The organism is Mesorhizobium sp. Pch-S (assembly GCF_004136315.1).
Taxonomy (GTDB): Bacteria; Pseudomonadota; Alphaproteobacteria; order Rhizobiales; family Rhizobiaceae; genus Mesorhizobium.
The window spans coordinates 6,296,682-6,313,569 of the sequence record NZ_CP029562.1; the positions used below are offsets into that span (position 1 = coordinate 6,296,682).

The following is a 16,888-nucleotide window of genomic DNA, read 5'->3' on the forward strand; positions in this document are numbered from 1 at the left end:
TCAGATTTTTCCTTTGCTCGCTGCCGTTACTGGCGGAAGGGGAAGTTGAAAGCCTTGAGCAGTGCCCTGGCTTCGTCGTCCGTCTTCGCAGTCGTACAAACGATGATGTCCATGCCCCAGATCTGATCGACCTTGTCGTAGTTGATCTCCGGGAACACGATGTGCTCCTTGATGCCCATGGCGTAGTTGCCACGACCATCGAAGCTCTTCGGATTCAGGCCGCGGAAGTCGCGAACGCGCGGCAGCGCGATGTTGACCAGGCGGTCCAGGAATTCATACATGCGCTCCTTGCGAAGCGTTACCTTGGTGCCGATCGGCATGTTCTCGCGAACCTTGAAGCCGGCGATCGACTTGCGAGCGCGAGTGATAACCGGCTTCTGGCCAGCGATCATCGCGAGATCTTCGGCAGCCACCGAAGGCTTCTTGGAGTCGCCGGTGGCTTCGCCGACACCCATGTTCAGCACGATCTTGTCGATGCGCGGAATCTGCATCTCGTTGTCGTACTTGAACTGCTCCTGCAGCGCCTTCTTGATGGTCTCGTTGTAGACCTGCTTCAGGCGCGGCGTGTTCTGCGCGGTTTGTGCTGCCTTAGCCATTGATGACTTCTCCCGAGCGCTTGGCGACTCGTACCTTCTTGCCGTCCTTCTCAAGCTTGAAGCCAACGCGGGTCGGCTTGCCATCCTTGGGATCGGCAACGGCGATGTTCGAAAGGTGGATCGGCGCTTCCTTGCGGATCAGACCGCCCTGCTGGGCCTGGGTCTGACGCTGGTGGCGAACCACAATGTTAATACCGCGAACAATCGCGGTGTCTTCCTTCGGCTGGACGGACAGGACTTCGCCGGAGCGGCCCTTGTCCTTGCCGGAAAGCACGACGACCTTGTCGCCTTTGCGGATCTTTTGCATTTCTCCGGCTCCTTACAGCACTTCAGGTGCGAGCGAGATGATCTTCATGTGGTTCTTCGCACGAAGTTCGCGCGGAACCGGCCCGAAGATACGGGTGCCCACCGGCTCTTTCTTGTTATCGACGAGAACGGCTGCGTTCTTGTCGAAACGGATCACGCTGCCGTCCGGACGACGGATGTCCTTGGCCGTGCGAACCACGACCGCCTTCATCACGTCACCCTTCTTCACGCGGCCGCGCGGAATGGCTTCCTTGATCGACACCACGATGATGTCGCCAACGGAGGCGTACTTCCGCTTCGAGCCGCCCAGCACCTTGATGCACATGACACGACGGGCGCCGGAGTTGTCCGCGACGTCGAGGTTTGTTTGCATCTGAATCATGACTGGCCGCCTTCTTCTTCGCTATCGGGACGGACTCAAAAGCCCCTCCCCGGTCTGTCCAAAATTCGTTTCGTTACGCCTGATCGGAACCGATCACGACCCAGCGCTTATCCTTGGAAATCGGAGCCGATTCCTGGATGGACACCTGGTCGCCCACCTTGTGGGTGTTGTTCTCGTCATGCGCCTTGTACTTCTTCGACATGCGCACGGTCTTCTTCATCACCGGATGGGTGAAGCGACGCTCGACCTTGACGACGACCGTCTTCTCGTTCTTGTCGCTGACGACGGTGCCCTGCAGGATGCGCTTTGGCATGATTCTCGTCCTTATGCCTTCTTGGCCGCTGCTTTTTCAGCAGCGATTGTCTTGATGCGCGCGATGTCCTTGCGGACCTGCTTCACGCGCGCGGTCTTTTCGAGCTGGCCGGTAGCCTTCTGGAAGCGCAGGTTGAACTGCTCCTTCTTCAGGTCGGCAAGATCAGCGTCGAGCTCGTCGACGGTCTTCATACGTACATCAGAGGCCTTCATCTCTTAGCCCTTCCTTATTCTGCAATGCGCTGCACGAAGCGCGTGCGAACCGAGAGCTTGGCGGCGCCGAGGCGAAGGGCCTCGCGAGCGATCTCTTCCGACACACCGTCGATCTCGAACATGATGCGGCCTGGCTTGACGCGGCAAGCCCAGTAGTCGACCGCGCCCTTACCCTTACCCATGCGGACTTCGGTCGGCTTCGAGGTCACCGGAACGTCCGGGAACACACGGATCCAGACCCGGCCGGCGCGCTTCATCTCGCGGGTGATCGCGCGGCGGGCCGCCTCGATCTCACGCGCGGTGACGCGGTTCGGCTCCAGCGCCTTCAATCCGAAGCCGCCGAAATCCAGGTTGGTGCCGCCCTTCGCGGTGCCGTGGATGCGGCCCTTGAACTGCTTACGGAACTTTGTGCGCTTTGGCTGCAGCATCGTTCTAACTCCAAATTCCTATGCCAATCAGGCGTTTTCGCGACGACGGCTGCGCTCGGAGCGCTCACCGCCCTGCGAATGATCGCCTTCGGTGGCACGACGTTCCGAGGCCATCGGGTCGTGCTCGAGGATCTCGCCCTTGAACACCCACACCTTCACGCCGCAGATACCATAAGCGGTCTGGGCTTCGGCGGTGCCGTAGTCGACATCGGCGCGCAGCGTATGCAGCGGCACGCGGCCTTCACGGTACCATTCCATGCGGGCGATTTCGGCGCCGCCGAGACGGCCCGAGCAGTTGATGCGGATGCCTTCGGCACCGAGGCGCATCGCCGACTGCACGGCGCGCTTCATGGCGCGACGGAAGGCAATACGACGCTCGAGCTGCTGGGCGATCGACTGGGCGATCAGCGTCGCGTCGGTCTCCGGCTTGCGCACTTCAACGATGTTGAGGTGCGTTTCGGACTGCGTCATCTCGGTCAGCTTCTTGCGCAGCTTCTCGATGTCGGCGCCCTTCTTGCCGATGATCAGACCCGGACGAGCAGCGTGAATGGTCACGCGGCACTTCTTGTGCGGACGCTCGATGACGATCTTGGAGATCGCGGCCTGCTTGAGTTCCTTCTCAAGATATTCGCGGATCTTCAGGTCTTCATGCAGCAGCTTGCCGTACTCGCCGGTGTTTGCGTACCAGCGGGAATCCCAGGTGCGGTTGATGCCGAGACGGAGACCGATCGGATTGATTTTCTGACCCATTATGCGGCCTCCCCTTTCTCTTCAACCTCACGCACGACGATCGTGAGGTGCGAAAACGGCTTTTCGATACGGCTGGCGCGACCGCGGCCACGAGCGTGGAAACGCTTCATGACGATCGACTTGCCGACGTAGGCCTCAGCCACGATCAGCGCATCGACATCGAGGTCGTGGTTGTTTTCCGCGTTGGCGATCGCCGATTCCAGCGTCTTCTTCACGGTGTCCGAAATCCGCTTGCGCGAGAATTCGAGATCGTTGAGCGCAGCCGCAACCTTCTTGCCGCGGATCATCGCAGCAACCAGGTTCAGCTTCTGAGGGCTGATGCGGATCGTGCGCAGAACGGCACGAGCCTCGTTATCAGCAAGCCTGCGCGGAGCTTTGGCCTTGCCCATGATTACTTCCTCTTCGCTTTCTTATCCGCGCCGTGACCGTAATAGGTCCGGGTCGGAGCGAATTCACCGAACTTGTGACCGACCATGTCCTCGTTCACGGAGACCGGGACATGCTTCTGGCCGTTGTAGACACCGAAGGTGAGGCCGACGAACTGCGGCAGGATGGTGGAGCGGCGGCTCCACATCTTGATCACCTCACTACGACCACCTTCACGAACCTTGTCTGCCTTCTTCAGAAGGTAGCCGTCGACGAAGGGGCCTTTCCAAATCGAACGAGTCACTTGGCGTTACCTCTTCTTAGCTCTTGCGCTGATGGCGCGAGCGCACAATGAACTTATCGGTCGCCTTGTTGGACCGCGTCTTCTTACCCTTGGTAGGCTTACCCCACGGCGTGACCGGATGACGGCCACCCGAGGTGCGGCCTTCACCACCGCCGTGCGGATGGTCGACCGGGTTCATGGCAACACCGCGGTTGTGCGGACGCTTGCCGCGCCACACCGAACGACCGGCCTTGCCGTCGTTGATGTTGCCGTGGTCAGGGTTCGACACGGCGCCGACGGTCGCAAAGCACGAGCCGTGCACGATGCGCTGCTCACCGGAGTTCAGGCGAAGGATCGCCATGCCCTGGTCGCGGCCGACGAGCTGGGCATATGCACCAGCCGAACGGGCGACCTGGCCGCCCTTGCCGGGCTTCAGCTCGATGTTGTGCACGATGGTGCCGACCGGCATGGCCGAGAGCGGCATCGCGTTGCCCGGCTTCACGTCAACCGATTCACCAGCCACGACCTTGTCACCGGCCTGCAGGCGCTGCGGGGCGATGATGTAGTTCAGCTCGCCGTCCTCATACTTGATGAGAGCGATGAAGGCCGTGCGGTTCGGGTCATATTCCAGGCGCTCGACCGTGCCGACGACATCAAGCTTGCGACGCTTGAAGTCGATGATGCGGTAGGTGCGCTTGTGACCGCCGCCGATGAAGCGGGCCGTGATGCGACCGTAGTTGTTGCGACCGCCCGACTTGGTCAAGCCTTCGGTCAGACCCTTGACGGGCTTGCCCTTGTGCAGGCCCGAGCGGTCGACGATGACCAGCTGGCGGGTGCTTGGCGTTACCGGGTTATATTTCTTCAGTGCCATTGTCGTTGTCCTCGCGGCCTAGCTCAGAGACCCGTCGCGACGTCGATCGACTGGCCATCGGCCAGCGTCACCACTGCTCGCTTGACGTCGCCCTGGCGGCCGATCGTGCCGCGGAAGCGCTTCACCTTGCCCTTGCGGACCAGCGTGTTCACAGCCGTCACCTTGACGCCGAACAGCGCCTCGACTGCTGCCTTGATCTCCGGCTTCGACGCCTTCTTGGCGACGTTGAAGACCACCTGGTTCTGCTCGGACGCCATGGTCGACTTTTCGGTGATCGCCGGCGAGACGATCACGTCGTAATGACGAAGGTCGGTCATTTGAAGCGCTCCTCGAGAGCCTCGACGGCGGCCTTGGAAAGGACCAGCGTGCCGCGGCGCAGAATGTCGTAGACGTTGATGCCCTGGATGGGCAGCACGTCGATGTTCGGGATGTTCGAAGCAGCCCGCTTGAAACCCTGGTCGAGTTCGGCACCGCCGATGAACAGAGCGTTGGTCAGGCCGAGCGACGCGAAGTTCTCGACCAGAGCCTTGGTCTTGGCTTCGGCCAGCTTCAGCTCGTCCACGACGATGAGCGAAGAGCTTTTCGCCTTGGCCGACAGAGCGTGCTTGATGCCGAGCGCGCGGACCTTCTTGGGCAGGTCGTGCTCGTGGCTGCGGGCAACCGGGCCATGAGCCTTGCCACCGCCGCGGAACTGCGGAGCGCGTGCCGAGGAGTGACGGGCGCGGCCCGTACCCTTCTGCTTGTACATCTTGGCACCGGTGCGCGCGATGTCGGCGCGGCCCTTGGCCTGATGCGTGCCCTGCTGCTTCTTGGCGAGCTGCCAGCGAACGACGCGGGCGAGGATGTCCTCGCGGGGCTCAAGGCCGAAGATCTCTTCCGAGAGCTTCACCTTGCCGGCGTCCTTGCCGGCGAGAGTGGTGATCTTGAGGTCCATTATTCCGCTCCCTCGGTGGCCGGAGCCTGATTGTTGGCGGCGGCGCGGATCGCGGCCGGCTTCGGCGCGTTGGCAGGCAGAGCCACCTTGGCGGCGTCGCGAACCAGGATCCAGGCGCCCTTGGTGCCCGGAACCGCGCCACGGATGAGGATGAGGCCGCGATCGGCATCGGTCGAAACGACTTCGACGTTCTGCGTGGTCACGCGGGTAGCACCCATGTGGCCGGCCATCTTCTTGCCCTTGAACACCTTGCCGGGGTCCTGGCGCTGACCGGTCGAACCGTGCACACGGTGCGACAGCGAGTTACCGTGGGTCGCGCGGCCACCACCGAAGTTGTGGCGCTTGATGACACCCTGGAAACCCTTACCGGTCGAAGTACCGGTGACGTCAACCTTCTGGCCGGCGACGAAGTGGTCGACGGTCAGCTCGGCGCCGACGTCCAAGAGGTTGTCCGGCGAAACGCGGAACTCGGCAAGCTTGGCCTTCGGCTCCACGGAGGCGGCGGCGAAATGACCGCGCATGGCCTTCGACGTGTTCTTCACCTTGGCAAGCCCGACGCCGAGCTGAACAGCGGTATAGCCGTTCTTTTCCTGCGTACGCTGCGCGACAACCTGGCAGCTCTCCATGCGGAGAACGGTAACGGGGACATGCTCACCGGCATCATTGTAGATGCGGGTCATTCCCACCTTCTGTGCAATTACACCTGAACGCATAGGTTCATCTTCCTTCAGAGGAGCAGGTCGGGTAACCCCGCCGGCTCATGGTTCAGCTCTTAGAGCTTGATTTCGACGTCCACGCCGGCGGCCAGATCGAGCTTCATCAGCGCATCAACCGTCTGCGGGGTCGGGTCCACGATGTCGAGCAGGCGCTTGTGGGTGCGCATCTCGAACTGTTCGCGGCTCTTCTTGTCGACGTGCGGCGAACGGTTGACCGTGAACTTCTCAATGCGGGTCGGCAGCGGAATCGGGCCGCGGACGTTAGCGCCGGTGCGCTTGGCCGTGGAAACGATTTCCCGCGTCGAAGCATCGAGCACGCGGTGATCGAACGCTTTAAGTCGGATGCGGATATTCTGTCCGTTCATGCGTCTATTCCTTGTTCTGGCGCGGCGCGGGCGTATTCCCGCCCGCGACAGATCTCTTGTTCTTCTTACTCGACGATGGAAGCGACGATGCCGGCGCCGACGGTACGGCCGCCTTCGCGGATAGCGAAGCGCAGCTTCTCTTCCATGGCGATCGGCACGATCAGCTCGACGTCAACGGTGATGTTGTCGCCAGGCATCACCATCTCGGTGCCGGCCGGCAGCGAGACGATGCCCGTCACGTCCGTCGTGCGGAAGTAGAACTGCGGACGGTAGTTCGTAAAGAACGGCGTATGACGGCCACCCTCTTCCTTCGTCAGGATGTAGGCTTCAGCCTTGAACTTCTTGTGCGGCTTCACCGAACCCGGCTTGGCCAGAACCTGGCCGCGCTCGACGCCTTCACGGTCAACGCCACGCAGCAGCGCGCCGATGTTGTCGCCAGCCTGGCCCTGGTCCAGCAGCTTGCGGAACATCTCGACGCCCGTGCAGGTCGTCTTCGTGGTCGGACGGATGCCGACGATTTCCAGTTCCTCGCCGACCTTCACGATGCCGCGCTCGACGCGACCCGTCACAACCGTGCCGCGGCCCGAGATCGAGAACACGTCTTCGATCGGCATCAGGAACGGCTTGTCGATCGGACGCTCCGGCGTCGGGATGTAGGCGTCAACCTCTTCCATCAGCTTGCGGATCGCAGTCTCGCCGATCTCCTTGTTGGAGTCTTCCAGAGCAGCAAGCGCCGAGCCCTTGATGATCGGAATGTCGTCGCCTGGGAACTCGTACTTCGACAGAAGCTCGCGAACTTCCAGCTCGACCAGCTCGAGAAGCTCGGCGTCGTCGACCTGGTCGACCTTGTTCAGGAACACCACGATCGCAGGAACGCCAACCTGACGCGCAAGCAGGATGTGCTCGCGGGTCTGCGGCATCGGGCCGTCAGCGGCCGAAACAACCAGGATCGCGCCGTCCATCTGGGCGGCACCGGTGATCATGTTCTTCACATAGTCGGCGTGGCCGGGGCAGTCGACGTGCGCATAGTGACGGTTCGGCGTCTCGTACTCGACGTGCGCCGTCGAGATCGTGATGCCGCGCGCCTTCTCTTCAGGAGCCGCGTCGATCTGATCGTAAGGCTTGTATTCGCCAAAGTACTTCGTGATCGCTGCCGTCAGCGACGTCTTGCCATGGTCAACGTGACCAATCGTGCCAATGTTCACATGAGGCTTCGTACGCTCGAATTTACCTTTTGCCATGTGAGGTCTCCATTTCCTGCATGCCCGAAGGCGTTAAACCTGGTTACTGACGCAATTCCTCGGAATTACGCGTATTTCTTCTGGACTTCCTGAGCGACCGCAGTCGGAACCGGCTCGTAGTGGTCGAACTGCATCGTGTACTGGGCGCGGCCCTGCGACATCGAGCGCAGCGAGTCGACGTACTTGAACATGTTCGCCAGCGGCACCATTGCATTGACGACGACGGCGACACCGCGGGTCTCCTGACCCTGGATCTGGCCACGACGGCTGTTCAAGTCACCGATGACGTTGCCGACGTAATCCTCTGGCGTAACGACCTCGACCTTCATGATCGGCTCAAGCAGCTGGACGCCAAGCTTCGGGGCAGCTTCCCTGAAAGCAGCACGCGAAGCGATTTCGAAGGCCAGGACCGAGGAGTCGACGTCGTGGAAGGCGCCATCGATCAGCGTCGCCTTGACGCCGATCATCGGGAAGCCAGCGAACGGGCCGGAAGACATCACCGAACCGATGCCCTTTTCGACACCCGGGATGTATTCCTTCGGAACCGAACCGCCGACGATCTTGGACTCGAACACGTAGTCCTCGCCTTCCGGATTCGGCTCGAATACCAGCTTGACGCGGGCGAACTGGCCCGTACCGCCGGTCTGCTTCTTGTGGGTGTAGTCCTGCTCGTGGGTACGGGTGATCGTCTCACGGTAGGCAACCTGCGGCGCGCCGACATTCGCCTCGACCTTGAACTCGCGACGCATACGGTCGACGATGATATCGAGGTGAAGTTCGCCCATGCCGGCGATGATGGTCTGGCCCGATTCCTCGTCGGTCTTGACGCGGAAGGACGGATCTTCGGCAGCCAGGCGATGCAGCGCGAGGCCCATCTTTTCCTGGTCGCCCTTGGTCTTCGGCTCGATCGCGATCTGGATGACCGGATCCGGGAATTCCATGCGCTCCAGGATAACCGGATGCAGCGGATCGCACAGCGTGTCGCCGGTGGTGGTTTCCTTGAGGCCGGCCAGAGCGACGATGTCGCCGGCAAAAGCCTCTTCGATGTCGGCGCGCGAATTGGCGTGCATCTGCAGCATGCGGCCGATGCGTTCCTTCTTGCCCTTCACGGTGTTGTCGAGCGACGAACCCTTGGTGAGCTTGCCCGAATAGATGCGGGCGAATGTGAGCGAGCCGACGAACGGATCGTTCATGATCTTGAAAGCGAGCATGGACAGCGGCTCGTTGTCGTCCGCATGACGCTCGATCTCGGCATCGGTCTTGGCGTCAACGCCCTTGATGGCGGGAACGTCGATCGGCGACGGCAAGTATTCGACAACGGCGTCGAGCAGCGGCTGCACGCCCTTGTTCTTGAAGGCCGAGCCACAGAACATCGGGAAGAACTTCACTGCGATGGTGCCCTTGCGGATCAGCGCACGCAGCTGGTCGTTCGACGGCAGATTGCCTTCGAGATAGGCATTCATCGCATCGTCGTCCATTTCGACGGCGGCTTCGATGAGCTTCTCGCGGAACTCCTCGGCGCGAGCCTGGAGGTCGGCCGGGATCTCGACGACATCCCAGGCAGCGCCCAGCGATTCGTCACGCCAGACCAGTGCGTTCATCTCGATCAGGTCGACAACGCCCTTGAACTCGGACTCAGCGCCGATCGGCAGCTGCATGACGACAGCCTGCGCACCGAGACGCGAACCGATCATCTCCACCGAGCGGTAGAAATCGGCGCCGATCTTGTCCATCTTGTTGCAGAAGATCATGCGCGGAACGCGATACTTGTCGGCCTGACGCCAGACGGTCTCGGTCTGCGGCTCGACACCGGCGTTGGCGTCGAGCAGCGCAATGGCGCCATCGAGCACGCGCAGCGAACGCTCGACTTCGATGGTGAAGTCGACGTGGCCGGGGGTGTCGATGATGTTGAAGCGGCGCATCTTGCCGTCACGACCCTGCCAGAAGGTGGTGGTCGCAGCGGACGTGATGGTGATGCCGCGTTCCTGCTCCTGCTCCATCCAGTCCATGGTGGCAGCGCCGTCGTGGACTTCGCCGATCTTGTGCGACTTGCCCGTATAATACAGGACGCGCTCAGTCGTCGTCGTCTTGCCGGCGTCGATGTGCGCCATGATACCGAAATTGCGGTAGTCTTCGATTTTATATTCGCGGGCCATGGGAGGTGCCTCTCAAGTCTCGTTCGCGCTTACCAGCGGTAGTGCGCGAAAGCGCGGTTGGCTTCCGCCATCTTGTGGGTGTCTTCACGCTTCTTCACAGCGGTGCCGCGGTTGTTGGCCGCGTCCATCAGCTCGCCGGAGAGGCGGTCGACCATGGTGGTCTCGTTGCGGTTGCGTGCAGCCGTGATCAGCCAGCGGATGGCGAGAGCCTGACGACGCTCCGGGCGAACATCGACCGGAACCTGGTAGGTCGCACCACCGACGCGACGCGAACGCACTTCGACGTGCGGAGCGACGTTGTCGAGCGCCTGATGGAAAACCGACACCGGCTCCTGCTTGGTCTTGGATTGCACCTGATCGAGCGCACCATAGACGATCGTCTCGGCAACCGACTTCTTGCCATCATACATGACGGCATTCATGAACTTGGTGATCACCAGATCGCCGAACTTCGGATCCGGGTTGATCTCACGCTTATCTGCACTGTGACGACGGGACATGGTTCTTGTCTCTCAATCTCGCAGGCTTGGCGCACAAACAAAAAGCGCCGAAGCCGGAAAACCTTACTTCGGACGCTTGGCGCCGTACTTCGAACGGCGCTGCTTGCGGTTCTTGACGCCCTGGGTGTCGAGCACGCCACGGATGACGTGATAGCGCACACCCGGAAGGTCTTTCACGCGGCCGCCACGGATCATGACAACCGAGTGCTCCTGAAGGTTGTGGCCTTCACCCGGGATGTAGCCGATCACTTCGAAACCGTTGGTCAGACGAATCTTGGCCACCTTGCGCAGAGCCGAGTTCGGCTTCTTCGGCGTGGTCGTGTAAACGCGTGTGCAGACGCCCCGCTTCTGCGGGTTCTGCTGCATGGCCGGGACCTTGTTTCGCGTTGCCGGCACCTGGCGCGGCTTGCGGATCAGCTGGTTTACGGTAGGCATTAAACCTTCCTTCTAGTTCTCAATCTCGTGTCGCAAACCCGTTATGGGCCGTTTCAAGCGGCTTTCCATACGCAAATTCGGGCCGAAACCGCGCGTTTGCGGTCTTGCCCGAACAAAAAGCAGAGGAAGCGTTGCCGCTTCATGCGTGACGGAAATGTCATTCGCTCGTAAAACGAACCCTGTTTGAGGCAAACTCCAAGGCGCGACGCCTCGGAAAAGCTGACCTCACATCGGTTCAGACGTCGCGGCTTCTACTCGCAACATCGCAAACCGTCAAGCCCGCAAGCCTAGAAATTCCGCTTCGGCCGAGGCTTGGCTGCCATGCGCGCAACGCATGTAATATTCTTGCGCCTTTTTGCATATGCGAGGAAGAAAGTGACCGGGTTGCGGCTGTCCCCTGGCACGGCTTCATGCAAAAAGGGGCAAAACGTCCGTGTGGGCGGCCCATATGAAGGAATCAGTCTTTGCAGGACCCTCTCAACGACAATGACGAGCCCCGTCCGGTCATGATCATCACAGGTCGGGTCTGGAAGAAGAAAAACGGCAAGCCGGAAGGTGTCCATGTGATGCTGATGGCACCCGACGATGATTCTGCCGTGCGCCGCGCCCTGGAATCACTCGCGGCCGAGGGGTATGCCGAAGCCGAGCTCGACCAGATCGGCGAGATGCAGGAAGAACCCGACGAGGAACCACACCTTTCAGCCTATCAAGGCGCGCTCGAGGGTGAAGTCTCGATCGTCACCTTCGACGAGCCGATCTAGCGGAAGACGACGGTGGCTGGGGAGCAGGGCCAAACGGCAACATCGCGGGATTGGGCGGACCGCGCCGTCGCGGCCATCGAAGCCGACCAGCATCGATCAGCCGACACCCATCTGTGGAAGCTGGACGTGACGCCCCTCCCCGGCATCGACCTGTACCTGAAAGACGAATCCACGCATCCGACCGGCAGCCTGAAGCATCGGCTGGCGCGCTCGCTCTTTCTCTATGCCCTGTGCAATGGCCTGATCCGTGAAGGCACGGCAGTGATCGAAGCATCCTCCGGATCCACCGCTGTTTCGGAGGCCTATTTCGCACGCATGATCGGCTCGCCCTTTTATGCGGTGATGCCGCGTTCGACGTCGCGCGAAAAAATCGCCGCGATCGAGCACTATGGCGGCAAGTGTCATTTCATCGACGACGGCCGGCGAATCTACGCCGAATCCGCGGAGCTCGCCGAACGACTCGGCGGCTACTTCATGGATCAGTTCACTCACGCAGAACGTGCCACCGACTGGCGCGGCAACAACAACATCGCCGAATCCATCTTCCAGCAGATGCGGACGGAGCGCTTCCCGATTCCCTCATGGGTGGTGATGGGAGCCGGCACCGGCGGCACCTCGGCGACCATCGGCCGCTACATCCGCTACAAACGCCACGCGACGAGGCTCTCGGTCGCCGACGTCGAACATTCTGCGTTCTTCGAAGGCTATTCGACCCGCGATGCGGGCTGCTCCAGCGAACGGCCTTCCCGCATCGAGGGCATCGGCCGGCCGCGGGTCGAGCCGTCCTTCGTGCCCGGCGTCATCGACCACATGCTGCGCATACCGGACGCGCTGTCGATCGCAGCCAAGCGGGTGCTTTCACGCCGGCTTGGCCGCCGCGTCGGTGGTTCGACCGGCACCAATTTCGCAGCGATGTGCTTTCACGCCGCGCGCATGGTGGCAGCTGGACAAAGCGGCTCGCTGGTGACGCTGATCTGCGACTCAGGCGAGCGTTACGCCAACACCTACTATTCGGACGATTGGTTGCGCGCCAACGCCATCGATCCTTCACCTTTCGAACCGGTGCTGGAGAGCTTCCTGGCCGGTGGCCCATTCGAACTCAAACTTGAAGAAAGCTGGCGATGACTGCTGCACGCCCCATCAACATAGCCATTGTCGGTGTCGGCAAGATCGCCCGCGACCAACATCTGCCGGCACTTGCCCGGGACGAGGACTACAAACTTGTCGCAGCGGCCAGCCCACACGGAAAGGTGGATGGCGTCGCGAACTATCCCGCCATCGAAACGCTGCTGGCGGCCGCGCCGGAAATTGAGGCCGTATCGCTTTGCATGCCGCCGCAGTTCCGGCATGACGCGGCGCGCGCAGCGATCCTTGCCGGCAAGCATGTCTTCCTGGAAAAGCCACCCGGCGCAACGGTGAGCGAAGTCGAGCAGCTCAAGGCACTCGCCAACGGCAAAGGCGTGACACTGTTCGCCTCCTGGCACTCGCGCTACGCGCCCGCTGTAGAAGCAGCACGGGCTTTCCTTGCATCGGCGCGGATCAAGACTGCAGCCATCAACTGGAAGGAAGACGTCCGCCGGTGGCACCCGAACCAGGACTGGATCTGGCAGCCAGGCGGTTTCGGCGTCTTCGACCCCGGCATCAATGCGTTGTCGATTGCCACCCATATCCTGCCGCCGATGTTCATCACCGCGGCGACGCTCGACTTTCCCGAGAACCGCTGCGCACCGATCGCGGCTCAAGTGAGCTTCCGCACCGACACCGGCATCCCGGTCGCCGTCGACTTCGACTGGCGCCAGACCGGACCGCAAAGCTGGGACATCCTGGCCGAGACCGACAAGGGTTCGATGGTGCTTTCAGCCGGCGGCTCCAGGCTCGCCGTCGACGGCAAGGTGCTCCAGGAGGGCCCGGACACCGAATATCCGACACTGTACCGGCGCTTCTCCAAACTGGTGCGCAGCCATGAATCCGATGTCGATCTCGCGCCGCTCCAGCACGTGGCTGATGCCTTCATGCTCGGCAAGCGCAACGTCGTGGAGGCCTTCTTCGACTGACACATCGGGAAGATACAGCACACGAAAACGGCGGGCTTAGACACCCGCCGTTTTCAATCGAGCCTGTCGATCGCCTAGTTGACGGGACCGGGCATACCGCCCTCGCCTACCGTCGGCGCTTCCGGTTTGACACCCGTTGCACGATTGATGAAAACGGTGACCACCCACAACACCACGCCGATCGCCAGGAGCACACCGGCGATCTTGTACTGGTCGGGATTGCGGCCGGTCCATGGTCCCGTCAGGAAACCGCAGGCGATGGCACCGATCACTGGCAGGATGGTCGGCGCCGTGAAATGGTCATGGTCGACCTTGTCCTTGCGCAGCACCAGCACCGCTACGTTGACGACGGTGAAAACGCAGAGCAGCAGCAATGCCGTCGTGCCACCCAGTTGCGGCACCGAGCCGACGAAGGTGATCAGGCCGAAGGCGAGCAGTGTCGTGAAGATGATGGCGATATACGGTGTCTTGCGGCTCGCATGAACCTTGCCGAGCACTGGCGGCAGAACATGCTCACGGCTCATGCCATAGACCAGACGGCTGGCCATCAGCATGTTGATCAGTGCGGAGTTCGCCACCGCGAACATGGTGATGAAAGCGAATATCCAGATCGGGAAGCCCGGTGCGCCGGTAGAAACCACTTTCAGCAACGGCGCTTCGCCCTCACCGAGTTCGGCCGGCTCGACGAGCGTGACCGCCGAGACCGAGACCAGGACGTAGATCACGCCGGTGATCAGCAGGCCGGCAAGCAGGATCTTGGGAAAGATCTTGGTCGGCTCCTTGGTTTCCTCGGCCATGTTCACCGAATCCTCGAAACCGACCATGGCGAAGAAGGCCAGCGTGGTGGCGGCGATGACAGGCCAGAAGGCGTTGACGCCCTCAGGCGTATGGAACTCGGTGACCCGCGAAACGTCGCCCTGCCCCATGCCGATCGCCCAAAGGCCGATGGCGATGACGATGAGCAGGCCTGTAAGTTCGACGCAGGTCAGGACAACGTTCAGCTTCACGCTCTCGCCGACGCCGCGGAAATTCACCGCCGCCACGATCGCCATGAATGCAAGGCCGAGCAGGATGATCCCGGTGCCGCCTTCCAACCCGAGACCGAAAGCAGAAGAAAAGTTGACCGCGAAAGCGCGCGAAGCCGTCGAGGCCGACGTAATGCCGGAACACATCACCGCGAAGGCCACGATGAAGGTGACGAAGTGGATGCCGAAGGCCTTGTGGGTGTAGAGCGCGGCGCCGGCTGCACGAGGATATTTGGTGACCAGCTCCAGATAGCTGAAGGCGGTGATGACGGCGACGATAAAGGCGACCAGGAACGGCAGCCACACCACGCCGCCGACCTGTTTGGCCACCTGCCCGGTCAGCGCATAGATGCCGGTGCCCAGGATGTCGCCGACAATAAAAAGCAGCAGCAGCCATGGCCCCATGACGCGATGCAGGCTGGGCTCCGCCGCATCCGTTTGGCCTGATTTCAGGGTTGCATCGGTCATCGGTCCCTCCTCGCTGCGGCACCGCGACCATCAGGCCGGACAGGAGACCGCATCCTCGTTTCACGCATGAGCCGCTGCCGTGCCGGCCGCGGATCAAACTTCGGACCCACCCTTCATCCCCGGGGCGAGTATGAAGCAGCGGCAAGCGATGTCAAACTGCCGCACCCATGATGCACAGGCGACCAAAAATGCAGTGGAGGCAGCTCGCCCTGGATCGGAGACGCTGGCGATTCAGGCCCCGGCGCAACGCGCTTCATGATCAAGCAACCAGCGCTTGCGCTCCAGCCCGCCACCGTATTTGGTGAGTGCACCGTTGGCGCCGACCAGGCGATGACAGGGTACGACGATCGAAAGCGGATTGGTGCCGTTGGCATGGCCGACGGCACGCGCTGCATTCGGTCGCCCCAGCCTCTCGGCGAAAGCGCCATAGGCCAGTGTTTCGCCCGGTATCACCTCACGCAAGGTCGTCCACATCTCGTTCTGGAATGATGTCCCGTCGAGCCTGAGGGGCAAGGTGCGAAGGATGCCGACCACGCCGTCGAAATAGGCAGCGAACGTCTCTCTTGTCCTGGCCGAGATCGTCCCTGCGCGCAACCGATAGCGGCCGGAAGCAAGCCGATGCCGGAGCCAGCGGTCCATGCGGTGGTCGCAGTCAGCGAATTCGACCATGAAGAGCGCGTCGGCTTCGTCCTCGATCACGACAAGCGGGCCGATCGGCGTGGTCACCGTTCCGGACACCAGCCCGAACTGTTCCTTGCTTTTCCGTGTCATCGCTTCCTCTGCAGTTCTTCAGCGTCTTGTCGGCAACCAACACCAACCGAGATTAGCCGCGACGCGTCTCTTTTCCTGTCAGGAGTGTTCCGAACCTCACGGAAAAAGGCGCGAACCTCTCAGCGCGCGTCATGGAAGATGATCCCGACCGTGTGTCGGTGCCCAGAACGAATCCTGCTCACGCCATGGCGCAGGTTGACGCGGTAATTACCTTTCGTGCCCTGCACCGGCCGGTTGTGAACAGCGAACGCGACGGCATCACCCTGGCGCAACGGCACCACCTCCACCCGGCTCTGCATGCGCGGGCGCTGCTCGGTCAGCACAAATTCGCCACCGGTGAAATCGCGACCGGGCTCGGAAAGCAGCACCGCGACCTGGATCGGGAAGGCAAGGTCGCCATAGAGGTCCTGATGCAGGCAGTTGAAATCGCCTGCCTTGTATTGAAGAAGAAGCGGCGTCGGCCGTTGCTGACCCGCGTCATGGCAAAGATCGAGATAGTCCTGATGTCCGGTCGGATAGTGCTGGTCTATCCCCATGCGCAGATTCCACCGATTGGCAACTTCCGAAAGATGCGGATAGAGCGCCGTACGCAGTCCGCCGATCACGCCCGGGAGCGGGTATCTGAAGTAGCGGTACTCGCCTTTGCCGAAACCATGGCGGGCCATCACGACGTGACTGCGGAAGTGCTCTTCATGCGGGTAGAGCGCGGCGATTTCCGCGCATTCCTGCGGGGACAGCAAATTGCCGATCACCGCGCAGCCATGAGCGTCGAGTTCGGCGCCAAGCACCTCCCAATCATAAGCAGCGACACGCTGTTCAACGGATTGACCGATCGATTGACGGATGTGGACGCTGGCATTCATGGCGGTCTCCCTGGCGTGGCCGCTCTCCACCCAAAGGCTGGAGCGGATTTCTGCCGCCAAAGTTAGAAGCCTCACTACGGTCCCGCATTCCG

General features: G+C 61.6%; 24 protein-coding genes. 3 read left to right on the top strand and 21 right to left on the bottom strand.

Annotation, left to right across the window (positions count from 1 at the left end):
* Window positions 1–26 precede the first annotated feature (26 nt).
* From rplE to rpsL, 18 genes are all read right to left on the bottom strand, one after another.
* Entirely contained in the window at window positions 27–596 is a 570-nt protein-coding gene (rplE, locus tag C1M53_RS29770) for a 50S ribosomal protein L5 (RefSeq protein WP_129415656.1), read from the bottom strand.
* Entirely contained in the window at window positions 589–903 is a 315-nt protein-coding gene (gene rplX, locus C1M53_RS29775; protein WP_054311486.1) for a 50S ribosomal protein L24, read from the bottom strand. The genes rplE and rplX overlap by 8 nt, the downstream gene beginning before the upstream one ends.
* Window positions 904–915: 12 nt before the next feature.
* Window positions 916–1,284 carry a 50S ribosomal protein L14 gene (gene rplN / locus C1M53_RS29780; protein WP_024924768.1) on the bottom strand — a complete coding sequence of 123 codons (369 nt, stop codon included), beginning with the start codon at window positions 1,282–1,284 and terminating at the stop codon, window positions 916–918.
* Window positions 1,285–1,357: 73 nt separating this feature from the next.
* On the bottom strand, window positions 1,358–1,597 hold the full coding sequence (rpsQ, locus tag C1M53_RS29785; RefSeq protein WP_054311485.1) for a 30S ribosomal protein S17: 240 nt from the start codon (window positions 1,595–1,597) through the stop codon (window positions 1,358–1,360).
* 11 nt (window positions 1,598–1,608) lie between these two features.
* Complete coding sequence (gene rpmC / locus C1M53_RS29790) at window positions 1,609–1,809, bottom strand: 50S ribosomal protein L29 (RefSeq protein ID WP_054311484.1); 201 nt, start codon at window positions 1,807–1,809, stop codon at window positions 1,609–1,611.
* 14 nt (window positions 1,810–1,823) lie between these two features.
* Window positions 1,824–2,237 carry a 50S ribosomal protein L16 gene (gene rplP, locus C1M53_RS29795; RefSeq protein WP_129415657.1) on the bottom strand — a complete coding sequence of 138 codons (414 nt, stop codon included), beginning with the start codon at window positions 2,235–2,237 and terminating at the stop codon, window positions 1,824–1,826.
* A 27-nt stretch (window positions 2,238–2,264) separates the two neighbouring features.
* Complete coding sequence (gene rpsC, locus C1M53_RS29800; RefSeq protein ID WP_129415658.1) at window positions 2,265–2,987, bottom strand: 30S ribosomal protein S3; 723 nt, start codon at window positions 2,985–2,987, stop codon at window positions 2,265–2,267.
* On the bottom strand, window positions 2,987–3,376 hold the full coding sequence (rplV, locus tag C1M53_RS29805; RefSeq protein WP_101934562.1) for a 50S ribosomal protein L22: 390 nt from the start codon (window positions 3,374–3,376) through the stop codon (window positions 2,987–2,989). Before rplV ends, rpsC begins: the two co-directional genes overlap by 1 nt.
* A gap of 2 nt (window positions 3,377–3,378) precedes the next feature.
* A complete protein-coding gene (gene rpsS, locus C1M53_RS29810) occupies window positions 3,379–3,657 on the bottom strand; it encodes a 30S ribosomal protein S19 (RefSeq protein ID WP_054311480.1) in 279 nt (92 codons plus the stop codon).
* Between the two features lie 16 nt (window positions 3,658–3,673).
* A complete protein-coding gene (gene rplB / locus C1M53_RS29815) occupies window positions 3,674–4,507 on the bottom strand; it encodes a 50S ribosomal protein L2 (RefSeq protein WP_129415659.1) in 834 nt (277 codons plus the stop codon).
* Between the two features lie 23 nt (window positions 4,508–4,530).
* A complete protein-coding gene (locus C1M53_RS29820) occupies window positions 4,531–4,824 on the bottom strand; it encodes a 50S ribosomal protein L23 (protein WP_054311478.1) in 294 nt (97 codons plus the stop codon).
* On the bottom strand, window positions 4,821–5,441 hold the full coding sequence (rplD, locus tag C1M53_RS29825) for a 50S ribosomal protein L4 (protein WP_129415660.1): 621 nt from the start codon (window positions 5,439–5,441) through the stop codon (window positions 4,821–4,823). The genes C1M53_RS29820 and rplD overlap by 4 nt, the downstream gene beginning before the upstream one ends.
* Window positions 5,441–6,154 (bottom strand): 50S ribosomal protein L3, encoded by a 714-nt coding sequence (rplC, locus tag C1M53_RS29830; RefSeq protein ID WP_054311476.1) that lies wholly within the window; start codon window positions 6,152–6,154, stop codon window positions 5,441–5,443. The genes rplD and rplC overlap by 1 nt, the downstream gene beginning before the upstream one ends.
* Window positions 6,155–6,213: 59 nt before the next feature.
* Window positions 6,214–6,522 carry a 30S ribosomal protein S10 gene (gene rpsJ / locus C1M53_RS29835; protein WP_006205468.1) on the bottom strand — a complete coding sequence of 103 codons (309 nt, stop codon included), beginning with the start codon at window positions 6,520–6,522 and terminating at the stop codon, window positions 6,214–6,216.
* A gap of 65 nt (window positions 6,523–6,587) precedes the next feature.
* Window positions 6,588–7,763 carry an elongation factor Tu gene (gene tuf, locus C1M53_RS29840; RefSeq protein WP_129415661.1) on the bottom strand — a complete coding sequence of 392 codons (1,176 nt, stop codon included), beginning with the start codon at window positions 7,761–7,763 and terminating at the stop codon, window positions 6,588–6,590.
* A gap of 65 nt (window positions 7,764–7,828) precedes the next feature.
* A complete protein-coding gene (gene fusA / locus C1M53_RS29845) occupies window positions 7,829–9,919 on the bottom strand; it encodes an elongation factor G (RefSeq protein ID WP_129415662.1) in 2,091 nt (696 codons plus the stop codon).
* Between the two features lie 29 nt (window positions 9,920–9,948).
* A complete protein-coding gene (rpsG, locus tag C1M53_RS29850) occupies window positions 9,949–10,419 on the bottom strand; it encodes a 30S ribosomal protein S7 (RefSeq protein ID WP_129415663.1) in 471 nt (156 codons plus the stop codon).
* A 63-nt stretch (window positions 10,420–10,482) separates the two neighbouring features.
* Window positions 10,483–10,854 carry a 30S ribosomal protein S12 gene (gene rpsL / locus C1M53_RS29855; protein ID WP_024927095.1) on the bottom strand — a complete coding sequence of 124 codons (372 nt, stop codon included), beginning with the start codon at window positions 10,852–10,854 and terminating at the stop codon, window positions 10,483–10,485.
* A gap of 506 nt (window positions 10,855–11,360) precedes the next feature.
* On the opposite strand from rpsL, the gene C1M53_RS29860 reads away from it, so the two are divergent.
* From C1M53_RS29860 to C1M53_RS29870, 3 genes are read left to right on the top strand one after another with little or no spacing between them, the layout of a single operon-like run.
* The gene (locus C1M53_RS29860) at window positions 11,361–11,615 is read left to right on the top strand and encodes a transcriptional regulator (RefSeq protein ID WP_129416422.1); all 255 of its coding nucleotides are present in this window, start codon (window positions 11,361–11,363) and stop codon (window positions 11,613–11,615) included.
* Window positions 11,616–11,627: 12 nt separating this feature from the next.
* On the top strand, window positions 11,628–12,740 hold the full coding sequence (locus C1M53_RS29865) for a PLP-dependent cysteine synthase family protein (protein ID WP_129415664.1): 1,113 nt from the start codon (window positions 11,628–11,630) through the stop codon (window positions 12,738–12,740).
* Entirely contained in the window at window positions 12,737–13,669 is a 933-nt protein-coding gene (locus C1M53_RS29870) for a Gfo/Idh/MocA family oxidoreductase (protein WP_129415665.1), read from the top strand. The genes C1M53_RS29865 and C1M53_RS29870 overlap by 4 nt, the downstream gene beginning before the upstream one ends.
* Before the next feature lie 74 nt (window positions 13,670–13,743).
* Here C1M53_RS29870 and C1M53_RS29875 read toward each other — a convergent pair whose 3' ends face one another.
* The 3 genes from C1M53_RS29875 to C1M53_RS29885 form a co-directional block, all read right to left on the bottom strand.
* Window positions 13,744–15,162 (bottom strand): APC family permease, encoded by a 1,419-nt coding sequence (locus tag C1M53_RS29875; RefSeq protein WP_129415666.1) that lies wholly within the window; start codon window positions 15,160–15,162, stop codon window positions 13,744–13,746.
* A 231-nt stretch (window positions 15,163–15,393) separates the two neighbouring features.
* On the bottom strand, window positions 15,394–15,933 hold the full coding sequence (locus tag C1M53_RS29880; RefSeq protein ID WP_129415667.1) for a methylated-DNA--[protein]-cysteine S-methyltransferase: 540 nt from the start codon (window positions 15,931–15,933) through the stop codon (window positions 15,394–15,396).
* Window positions 15,934–16,052: 119 nt separating this feature from the next.
* Window positions 16,053–16,796: a 2OG-Fe(II) oxygenase gene (locus tag C1M53_RS29885; protein ID WP_129415668.1), complete on the bottom strand. Its 744-nt coding sequence runs from the start codon at window positions 16,794–16,796 to the stop codon at window positions 16,053–16,055.
* Window positions 16,797–16,888: the final 92 nt, after the last annotated feature.